Source organism: Sneathiella sp. (assembly GCF_041689005.1).
GTDB lineage: Bacteria > Pseudomonadota > Alphaproteobacteria > Sneathiellales > Sneathiellaceae > Sneathiella.
Window position 1 is genome coordinate 1 of record NZ_JBDNHC010000094.1, and the last position, 11,246, is coordinate 11,246.

An 11,246-nucleotide genomic window follows, 5' to 3' on the forward strand; every position below is an offset into this window, starting at 1 on the left:
AGTTCGTCCTATGGTCTGTGCCTGCGGGCATGGAACGCGTTCGGTTCATGCCGACTTGTCGATCTGGAAATTTTCGGATGGGTCGGACGAACCGCGATTTTTCGTAACGAGCGTATACGACATGAAGTCAATTAGCAGACCGCGAACTCCTCTTGAAGCAAAGCATTACACGATACCCGCTTACGTCCGCTATTGGGTGGTGGGTTCAACCGGTCATCGCAACACATGCATTAAATCGCATTGCTGGTGTATCGTAGTCCAGCGTTTTTCTGGGTCGCTCGTTTAGAAGCCTGGGTGAAATTGAAGAGTGGCCGGTCGCGACTGGAATGCGAAAACGCCAGATCCTGAATCGGCTTCCTGCACGGTTGGCTGCGCTCGCCACCAGCCGACGCTGAAGAGGTATAGCGTGGGTCACTTTTTCGGAATCTTTCCTACCAACGCGCCTTCAACAGTATCCGGAGGTCATTAGGTTTTAACGCACTTTGGGTCTGGCGTGGGTCGGCGACAAACCATGCCTTTCCATCACCACCAAACTATTGGAACATATCAATAAATATCTAACCGTCCCTCGCCTTCGTAATGATGGGGTCAGAGGTTCGAATCCTCTAAGCGGCACCACCGAGTTTTCCCTTTTATATCAAGTACTTAGAGTCCTTTAGAATGTCAGGATTAGTCCCCGAACTTCCGAGGGTTAGGTAAACTGCAGACTACAAAACGGTGGCTAGAGACCAATTGTCGGTGGCGAGATAGGCCGAAATATCGCGCGTGTCTCACAGGCCGTTTTCGTGGCTGTCAGATGCACATTGAGATTTTGGGTTGAACGGTCAGGCGAACCCGAACATTTTCCTCTGACTCGGCCAATCAAGCGGGATCGCATTGGCGCGGGTGAGTTTGCGTCCGGTCAGATCGACGGGCTGTGTTCCATCCATGATGGCTCCGATAATATCCGGTGCGAGCCAAGAGATACGAACCAGTTGTCCAAGATACCGGCGACTGTAATCTGAAAGCGCGGGATTGGGTTTGCCTGTCATCAACAGATCCTGTGCTGCGAATGCCTGAGCTACCAGCTTTTGCAATGTCGCATTAGGGGCGGGTTTTATGTTGGCGTTGGTAGGAGGAATGGTAAATTTCAACTCACTGCCCTGCTTTGCCAGCTTGGTATCAATGCTGACTTCTGACCGTTCTGCTCCATCCACGGTCTGGAAGCTTATGATGACCTGCTCTTCCCGGATTTGCACTTGGACCCGGTGATCCAGTAATATCTTGCGCTTCTCGTGATTGGCAGAATTCTGAAGCTGTCCCGCCATGTCGCGGTGCATCGCCATTTGATCCTGAATGATAGTGGCTTCGTCCGATGCCGGCACAGTATCAGCAATTGCATTCGCAAGTGCGTCTAGCACCAGTCTTTCGATTTCTCCCGATGGCAACCTCCAAGTCTGGTTCTTGTCATCGCCCGGCTGAAGCCTCGTCACGTAGTAGCGAAATCGCTTCGATCCTGTCGAGGCATGCGTTGGCGTCATCGGCCTTCCATCAGGATCAGTGATCAAGCCTGCGAGTAGGCTTGGATTGCGGGACTTCTTGCCTAAAGCATTCTCGTTGCGGTTGATGGCGAAGATACTCTGCACCTCATCGAACAATGGCTGATCAATTATGGCTTCATGCTCGCCGTCATAGATTTTGTCCTTGTGCCGAACCTTACCAGTGTAGATCGGGTTTTTGAGTAACTGGCTAAGCGCACCGGTCCGGAATACGACACCGCCGATTTGCCGGCCATCTTTGTAAGGGCGGATTTTTGTACGATATCCTTGGGCCGCCAGTTCCTCTACCAGCTGAGGGACGGATTGAAGTTCGGTATATCGCCGGAACAGGTGACACACAGTCTCAGCTTCTCGGGCGTTAACAATCAACTTGCGGTCACCAAGTTCATATCCGAGAGGAACAGGACCGCCCATCCACATACCCTTTTTCTTGGAGGCAGCAATCTTATCGCGGATCCGTTCCCCTGTGACCTCACGCTCGAACTGGGCGAATGATAGAAGGACATTCAAGGTGAGCCGCCCCATGCTGGTGGTGGTATTGAAAGACTGGGTCACACTGACAAAACTGGCATCATGCTCGTCTAGGATATCGACGATCTTGGCAAAATCGGCCAGTGACCGTGTCAGGCGGTCGACCTTGTAGACAACGATAACATCAACCTTGCTGGCGATTACATCCTGCAGCAGTTGCTTTAGGCCGGGCCTTTCCATGGAACCGCCGCTGAAACCTCCATCATCGTAGAGCTCTGATGTTCCCTCCCATCCCTCGTGGGTCTGGCTCAATATATAAGCAGCACATGCCTCGCGCTGGGCATCCAGACTGTTAAAATCCTGCTCCAGTCCATCTTCGGTCGATTTGCGTGTATAGATGGCGCAGCGGGCTTTTCTCTTGGTCTCAGGCATTGATCATAGCCTTGGGTTTGAACCCGCTTCGTTTCCTCAATCCAAAAAAGCGGGGACCGGACCAGTGGGCGCCAGTTATCTCTTCAGCGATATGACTGAGGCTGCCAAACTGCCTGCCGTTATATTCAAAACCCTCATCTCCAACCAGCACATGATAGCTTTTGCCATTCCATGTTCGAACGAGCCTTGTGCCTGGCTTGAGTGCAATTTCAGGGGGCATTCCAGCCAAGCTCGATTTGGCCAGCTTCTTTTGCAGTTTTGCTATCCGCATTTTAGCAGATGGCGTCAGTCCGCCATGCATGCGCTCCTGCAACCGCCAGGCGATAGACCGACGCAGGAGATCGGGGGCTGCGTCGGGTGCAGGCTTGCGGAAGATATTGCGCCACAGAGATCGAAGCTGGGCTGGCGGCATGGCGGCGAGTTCTGACAACCGATGTTCCAGATCGCTCATACTGACGCATCCTCAGCGGACGAGCGCGCAGTGATGCGATAGCTTGTGCCTTCTTCTCCTCTTTGTTCCCGGGCGAGCTCGAAGCCCTTCTTGCGCAGCCCGGTTAGAAATGCGCGGGTACTATGTGGCTGCCAGTTGGTCGCTTTGCATATCTCGTCCAGCGTTGCGCCTTTGGCTCGGTCCAGCAGTGCGATAACGGTGTCGGACTTGGTTTGCGATTTTGTTGTTGTGGTTGGCATATTGGTTCTCCAGTGGAGCACCGGAGAATCCAGCGCTTCCACTGATCCAAGCCGCGGGTGGTAATATGACCCAGCGGTATGTCGCGAACATTGCCCTGCGACAACAACAGCAATGCTCTAATGGGCATTGAAGTCCAGTGGATTATCTGAATTTTATCAAAAGCTGCCATTCCGCAATCGCCCCACTAGCAGCCGTTCCTCGCTGACCGCAATCGACCGAAAGCCGCCTTTGCGCACGGCATACCCGCTATCTTTGCCTTCAAAAAAATGACAGTTATTTTCATAAGCTTAAAGCGGGAACAAGCTTACGCACCTATGCGTTTGGGCCCTAATTTAGATTTTCCATTACAGCACGTAATATGCTTGCAGTCCCTTTACCTGCCGCCCAAATGGGTTCACCATTGGGAAGTTCGTCCTTAATACAATAAAACGCAGCATGCGTGCTGCTCTTCCAAGCAAAAACGAAAAGGTTTGCAGACCTTGCCAAATTTCTCAACTTGTCGGTTGCAACCAAGTCGGAATTGACCTCGACCAAGCAGCCAGGAAACATTTTTTCAAGTGAAACTTTCGCGCGGCTGCCCGCCGCCTCGGCGAGCGTGTAGATTCCGATTAACTGGCCGCTAGCATCCGCAAGCTCTGGAACCTCTTCGTCAGCCTCGTCTGATCTACGTAACTTGTCGATGGAAGCCTCATCGACACCAAAATCTTTGGCGAGGAATTCCATCGGCATTAAGTCCTGCGGGACTAGGCGATGAGCAAAAGTCTGCGCCTGGCCCAGAATACGCACAAAGAAACTGAGTCTGGCTTCACGAACGGTATCGGATTGTGCTGATGACACTGCGAGCGTTTCGCATACGTCGAGGCTCCACGGGAGATGCGCATAGGATGATACTCGCTCCTGCACATCTTGAAGATCTTTAATAAGCGAGACATAATCATCGTTGGACAGTCCAAGGGTGAGAAGAATGCTAAGCAATTGGGCAAGGAGGTCGAGATCTGAAGCCGATAGGCTATCGTCCATAGAAATTAGGGCGAAGAGAACTTCGGCGACTGGCCTAGTCCCCTCACTAGGAACCTCATCGCACGGAAAAAAACTAGCAAAGATTTGAGGCACCGACCGGCGAGCCAGCATTGCTGATTCCCCAGTTAGATTGCCAATTACATCAGCAAAGGTGCGAGAATCAGCCTCATTGCTTTTGAAACCACTTGTATCCCATTTTGTCACAGCATCCTGAACCGCGCGCTCCGCGTGCAGCAGATCCTCCGCGCGATCTAGTTTTTCCGCCCAGGCCAACCAACCGTTTAGGCCAGGCTTTTGTTCCGGGGCAACTTGATGGCTCAACTCATCGGAAGTGTCCTTTAGTGCTAACGCCGATCCAATTGCCGGGGCGTTTAACTCCGCAAGCTTGTCCCGCATCCCAGGCGAGAGAGTGGCAATTAGTGCGGGATCTAAAGCCTCGATCGTCGCTAACATTCGCTCGCGCACGTTATCTGTGCCGATGAATTGAACGCAAGTAAGCAAACGTCCTAGGTTCTTTTTTGACAACGGCAATGCCGAATAGAAGACAAACGCACGATCATATTGGAGATCGTCAAATGCTTCGTCGGCTTCAGCTTCTGGAGAGAGTGTAGTTGCCAAATGCCCTTTCGCAGTCGGCACAACTAACTGTAACAGGTCGCCCTCATCAAGTAACACGCCCAATTCGTCGATTATCTCGGCGCTGGGGTGTCCTTGCAACTGCTCGAACAAAAGGAAGGCTTTTACCACCCGCGGCGTCCTGATCCCGCGGCGCGACGCAAAAAGGCGCGGGTAACGCTTGGCAATGTCAGTATCGAATGCGGCGAGAGTAGCAACGGCATCGCCCGCTGATTCGATGGCGTCGATGTGCGTTCGGTAGAGAGCCTCAATGATGTCCGCTAGGATCTGGGGCGGGATTGCCAAATCTGACATTGTTTGGATAAGCCAATGGTCGCGCGCTATTTGAGGCCAAAGTCCAAGACCGGCATTGAGGCGGACGTCAAGGTATCTTAGATTCTCTTCGTTTAGGCGTCCAGTGGCTTTCAACTCAGCGATATAGCCTTCGGCGGCCACCGTGTCCCTTGCAATGAGCGCTCGTTCGAAGTCGCCTCTGATCGCACCGACTGGGCGGGCAGCCATATGTTTCAGCTTTGGTCGGCGACCAAGGAGGCTGATGTAATCGCCTAATCGCTTTGCAATCACAGTGTTTGCATATTTGTCCGGTCCAGTGAACCGCCAAACAGCACTTTGGGACACCTCGCGCAAGGCCGCCGCCATCGGGTCCGGCGTGCCATCGGGGACGGCCTCAAACAAACTGACATAGGTAGGGCCTAACCATGCCTTGAGTTCGGCAGCGAGTTCATGAGCGCCTTCATTGGATCGTGTTGTCGCATACCATCCAGTGATTGTGCCATCTTTCAAAAATGGAAGAACGATCGGCGTTTTTCTGTCATCAGACCTCAGTGCCTGCAGCCATGGCCGCACTTGCTCAGCGATGGCAGGCGTAGCAGTATCATCAGCCAGTGAAACCCAACTCAGTTCATTCGGAGACGAAAAAAAGGCTCGCAGCCAGGCTGCGTTGTCCAAAGCAAGACCATCCATCACGCGCCAGCCTCATAGGATTCGAAATTTAGACGAGCTTCGGCGAGCGTTTTTGGTTCGGTGTCGTAAACGACCATCTCGTCATTCAATTCGAGACCGCGGTAAGTGAGGTTCATAGATCCAGTGAGAAGGCCACGTTTCACGAGCAAGCCCTTAGTATGCAGATGTTTGCGCTGAACAATCGTCAGCATATCGGCCAAGCCAGCTTCGTCTGCCGATTCTAACATCGCCTCAATGAACGAAGTGTTGTGGTCATCATAGCTTGTCGTGATGCTCAGACCTGTTCCACGCGCCATCAACTCCGTTGCGACCTCAATCAAACGTATTTCGCGAGCTCCCCACTCCGGATTCACCATTGCGAAACCACCGGCCCGATTGTCGAACAGGACGACATTACTGATCCAAGGGCTAACCAGCCAGGCGCGCTCACCGCCGGGCGCCAACAATTCGCCAAGCAGCATCAATTGTAGCAGTTCGCGAATGAGATTCTGGCTAGTAACCACACTTTTGAATATACGTCTTGTGGCAAAGGTCATTGCAACGCCTCCGCGACATCGACATCGATTTGATAGTAATCGGCGGCTCGCCTAACAGCCTGGACACGCGCGAAGACCGAGAGATAGCTCGTCTGTACCGGGTTTGTGGCCAGAAAACTCAATGCATCTGCTAACTCCCCAGCCGCAGTCATCGGGCACATCAGTGTGGCCGCGCCCAATTCCGCAAGACGTTCAAGGCACCGACTCTGCCACCCGTCGCTTTGGACATCGATCGCTTCCATTCCCTCTTCAAGATAGGCGCGCACAAGGAGCGGTTCGGGCAGGGGGAGGTCGACGAACATCGATTCAAGGCGCAAACCGGCTTGCCGGACCTGCGCGCCTCTCGGCCAGAGCAGGCCGTGGACAACACCAAACCGCCATTGGTCGGGATTCACGGTCGGCGCATCGATTCCTGAAAAATTGAGGGCAATATCAATATCGTCGCGGCGGGCGAGACGATAGGCAATTACACGTGCGTCGAGCTCGACCCCCAGGCGCGCTTCTTCGGAATCCCACAATCTAACAGTCGCAAGGAAGAAATCATCGCTTTGTCCGCTTGTGCCCGGACGAAGTATGCGATTGGCCAGAGCGACCATGAACGCATGGAAGGTCACAAAGCCGCCTTCGGCAAGTCTTTGTCTCAATGCTTTAAAGCGCTCATGACTTTGATCCGCGCCATAGGCCTCCCGAAAGGATTCGGTCGCAAGCGCAATATCGCCATCCGGATCGGCCTCCGTAATGGTCTCGACAAAGCGAGCAAGTTGATAGTCGCTCAGCGCGAAATCATTGTCCCGCAAGGCTGCGGTCATTAGGCTGAAGAAACGTCGTGGATCCTCGGCATATCGGCGCAGCGCTTCTTCAATCTGGCCGTTGCCACCCGGGGCCAGTTCGCTGATCCAGATCTCGGTACTAGCCTCCCCGACGAGAACATCATCGTGTTCGCGCGGCCCTGCATCGATATCGACGACCAAGCCATCCCCATCAATTTCCGGGCATGAACTCAGGATCGCATTGTACGCTGCTGCCGCAATGGTTGACGCAAAACGCTTCCGCAACCAAGGTTCCCGGTGATCGGATATGGGTGTCCATAGGATCTTCGCGAGACTGAAAAGGCTGGTCCTGATCTGCGGACTTGCGAGGAGCAATGCCAAATCCTGTCGCAACTTATCTTGCACATTGCTTTGGGCATTTGGATCGTCAACCACTTGTGATTGGAACAGAATCGCAAGCGTTTGGTCCAGACTAAGTTCGGCACGATCATCAGCCAGATTCGTGCATGCTTCCTGCAGGTTGATAGACTTTGCTATCGCTTCGTTAGTAACGGCCGATAGCAACAACTGGGCAAGCCACTCACGCGCAAAAACGTTGTCGACAGCTTCGAGGTAGTGACCGTTACGCGCTTGGTCATGGAACCGCGCAGTTCGCGCGGCACGATACCGAGGATCACTCTCCTCCCCGAGATTGGACCATAGCGCTTCGGGAAAGTTGAGGCGAAGGCAAAAGGCATCGACGGCGAGATTGAAGCCAAGTGCTGCCGCATCTCCTGCCATCTCGAAGATGAATTCTTTGTTGTAGTTGGTACCGTCGCGGTATCGAATGTTCGCGTTGCTGCCCAGCGCCATCCGGCGGACCTCAACGGGCGCTAGACCTTGATGCGAGTAAAAGCGGACATCGGTAATCAAAGATGCCCAAGGGCTGCCAAGCGGCGGGGCGAGAACGAGTCCCTCTTCACGAGCGACGATTTGTGTGCGCCAGTTAAGCCGCGCGTTCGATGTGTCGACCACGGTCCCTGGCGATTGCTGAACAGAATAGGCACGCGGGCGATAAACCGGGATGGTGACAGCGTCGCCGGTTGCTGCGATTTGCCAATCCCCCTGTGCATCGGCGCTTACGTGGGATTCGAGCGGTACCATCTGACCTATATTCTGATCGAGCGGAGGACATATCCAGTGCCGTTCATAAGCATGTGTGAGACCATATCGGCGCGAGACCCTTCCGGGTGCAAACTCTCGCATCGCCTGAACGATCGGCATCATGACGGATTCCGGCGTGATGCCTCCCGAGGGTGGGATCATTATCTCAACTTCAGGAAGGTTTAGTTCCATGAACAGATTGGCTGGCGCAAATTCGGGCAGCGGTGAATTAGGAGCCTTATAATCTGCGCCGTCCTCCCCATTGGCACGCCAACCGCTTTCAAGCCTTCGAAGAGCGGTTGGAAGCACTTCAGTCAGCAGTGGGCGCGGATGCTCCCAGAGAAGCGACTTGATTTCTTCTGCATCGATACGCAGCGCTTGGCTAAGATAGACTGCATAGCGGTCCTGATCGTTAGCGCTTGTGAGGATCTGTTGGATGCACTCTGCCAGTCGTAATTGGCGCTCGCGCTGGTTTGGATAGTCCGTCGGGCCGGAGAGATTAGTCCAGACACTTCCTTTCCGGCCGGTCCCAAGGTTCTGGCTCAGATAATCTATGGTCGCATAAACTGCCTGGATGCGCGCGACATAGCGGTTGCTTATCGGCAATGTACGCAAGGGTAGTTCGGGGTCAAAGAGAAGATCATACCCCTGGTACGCAATCCGGTCACGGCCATAGTCAGACAACACGACTATGGTCCAAGGTCGCATACGCCGCGAGCGACCAGCACGACCCTTGCGCTGCAAAAATTGCGCCACGTCGCGCGGGGCCTTGTGCTGGATAACGCCGCCAACTAGTGGATCGTTGAATCCGACCTCTAACGAGGCGGTTGCGACGATCAGGTCGGGATTGGCATCAACTCCAGGATCCATCGACATCACACGTCCAACACGCTTGCGATCGGAAGCTTGGAGGCTGTGACCGATGCTGACCGCCGCATCCCAATCCTGCCCGTGCAACTTCCGCAGTTGGCTGGACATTGGGAATCGCAGCACCGCCAAACCTCCGTTGGGGTGTGCCTTCATATCTCGCGTACCGTCGCTGCGGCGACCTTCGGCATCGAGCATTGCAAAATAGAGGCGATTGATGACATCCAAATTGTCGGCAAACAGGAAGGTCCGTTCGCCAAAAATACCCTCACTTATTGGATTATCGGGAGAATCGAGCATACGCGAAAGCAGCATCGCCGTCTGGATCGTCGTCGAAAGCAACGCCGTGCGCGAAACTGGATCGCCACGCAGCGCCAGGAGATACTCGGCCCCTTCGGCGATCATATCCCCATGCTGGGGTGAGACCTCGACCGAGGCCATTTCTGAAAGCCCGGTGAGCCTAGCGAAAAACCGAGCGCCGTCCTTTAGCGTTGCTGATAAACCGACGAAACTAACAGGTTTGCGATTCATCCAACGCCAGCGGCGGAGCAAATAGGCTACTTGCGCACCGGAGGGCCCCGAATAGGTGTGAACCTCGTCAAGCAGCATCATCTCGACTGCCTGCTCGGCCTTGTCACCGAGGCCAAAAAGATGGCGATAGCGATTGTCACCCATCCGCTGATTGAGCATCTCGGTCGTGGTAAAGAGTACGTCCGGGCTTTCACGCTCGAGCCGAGTTCTGGTCAGGATGATTTCATCACTGTCGATGGTAGTGTCGCATTCGAGACAACAAAGACGCTCAATCGCAGCGGCGCGATCAGCCTTCCTCCAAACCATGTCTCCTTCACATCCTTCGGCCGGGCAGCGAAGGAACTCACAGATAAGCCCGTCCTGATGGAGGCGCCATCCCTTCTTCTTATGAGCATCCGCCGCACTGTAAGGGGTTGGCCCAAAAAAGGTACCAATTATAATCTTTCGTCGGCCGGAAGCTAAAAGGGAGACGTCCAGCTTGCGAGCCTGGCTGTATACTTCGGCGAACTGGTCTTTGAGTAGTTCGTTGCGGGGATAGACGGCAAGTATCTTGACCCATTTTTTGTCGACCGGATCTCGCCGTATATGCGCGGCAATCCTGGCCAGTGCGGGCAGATAGAAGGCCAGCGTTTTGCCACTTCCGGTGCCCGCGCTGACTAGAGTCGCCATGGAGCGAGAATCTTCAAAGCCCGCAAGGATACGCGCCGCCGCATCGACCTGGAAACTGGCAAGTTTGAAGTCATCGCCGTAGCTCTCGATCAACGCAGCCACTGCCTGACGAGCATAAGCATCATTGGTGGCTTTGCTGACGCGTTCCAGCCCCTCGATCGCCGAGATCGTGCGCCGAGGATAACGGCGGCGGCGCCAGATGAATCGGAAATCAGCAACGAGAGTGGGAGCAGCCTGCCAACCAGTTAGTCCGCTGTGTTGAGGAAACAACTGGCGCAACCGGAAAAATAGGCGGACAGCCTCGGCCATCCTTGATCGATATCGGCCACCTTTTTGCTCACCTACGTCGAAAAGAAGCGCACGTGATTTGAGCACTGCTATGACCTCTGCAACGCTAACGAAGGTCAAGCCATCCGCATAAGCTGGATCATCGAGCATTGGGTCGATGATCTCGGCAAGCTCGCTCGGCGTGAGGAATCCGTCAACGAGACCCCAGGCTAGAAGCCGAGCTTCACGCTGCTCAATCTGGTCGAGACTGGCGAGGAGAAATTTCTCGTTGGAACTCATTCGCGACCCGTCGCCCGAATGCTATAGCTATCGGAGCCTCCATTCTCCTCTATCCAATCCTGGACGGTTTGCGTTAGGAGATTAAGCGGCGCACCTTTGACAGATTGCACTGCTTCGAGAAAGCTCTTCACCTCTGAGGGGACGTTGAAATCAAACGCCTTGGCGGCCTTTTCTAGTTCGCCCGCAATTTTCCCGACTTTTTCGATCGCGGCTATATCTTCTGGAAAGCTCTCGAATGCCGCCTTCAGAAGAGAATATTTCATCTTATAAACTTCGAGAGCTTCCTCATTAGCTTTGGTCAACGCCAACTTGCCGCGAATTTGCGTTGGGGTTTCGCCTGCGAACACGGACTGCCTGTGACCGCGCCAAGCCGAAGACACAGCCGTAGCGAGTTCACCTGTGGCTGTATCGA

The 11,246-nt window shown here is 54.1% G+C and carries 7 protein-coding genes; all 7 read right to left on the bottom strand.

Going from position 1 to position 11,246, the window contains the following annotated elements:
* Window positions 1–824: 824 nt before the first annotated feature.
* A complete protein-coding gene (locus ACESNI_RS11380; RefSeq protein WP_373086775.1) occupies window positions 825–2,441 on the bottom strand; it encodes a recombinase family protein in 1,617 nt (538 codons plus the stop codon).
* Window positions 2,434–2,892, bottom strand: coding sequence for a DUF2924 domain-containing protein (locus ACESNI_RS11385; RefSeq protein WP_373086776.1), 459 nt, complete (start codon window positions 2,890–2,892; stop codon window positions 2,434–2,436). The genes ACESNI_RS11380 and ACESNI_RS11385 overlap by 8 nt, the downstream gene beginning before the upstream one ends.
* Window positions 2,889–3,131: a DUF3489 domain-containing protein gene (locus ACESNI_RS11390; RefSeq protein WP_373086777.1), complete on the bottom strand. Its 243-nt coding sequence runs from the start codon at window positions 3,129–3,131 to the stop codon at window positions 2,889–2,891. Before ACESNI_RS11390 ends, ACESNI_RS11385 begins: the two co-directional genes overlap by 4 nt.
* 328 nt (window positions 3,132–3,459) lie before the next feature.
* The gene (gene dpdD / locus ACESNI_RS11395) at window positions 3,460–5,751 is read right to left on the bottom strand and encodes a protein DpdD (RefSeq protein WP_373086778.1); all 2,292 of its coding nucleotides are present in this window, start codon (window positions 5,749–5,751) and stop codon (window positions 3,460–3,462) included.
* Window positions 5,751–6,287, bottom strand: coding sequence for a phospholipase D-like domain-containing protein DpdK (gene dpdK, locus ACESNI_RS11400; RefSeq protein ID WP_373086780.1), 537 nt, complete (start codon window positions 6,285–6,287; stop codon window positions 5,751–5,753). Before dpdK ends, dpdD begins: the two co-directional genes overlap by 1 nt.
* The gene (gene dpdJ / locus ACESNI_RS11405; protein WP_373086781.1) at window positions 6,284–10,834 is read right to left on the bottom strand and encodes a protein DpdJ; all 4,551 of its coding nucleotides are present in this window, start codon (window positions 10,832–10,834) and stop codon (window positions 6,284–6,286) included. The genes dpdK and dpdJ overlap by 4 nt, the downstream gene beginning before the upstream one ends.
* Window positions 10,831–11,246, bottom strand: a 416-nt coding sequence (locus tag ACESNI_RS11410) for a hypothetical protein (protein WP_373086783.1), incomplete at its 5' end; no start/stop codon positions are given. The genes ACESNI_RS11410 and dpdJ, both read right to left, overlap by 4 nt.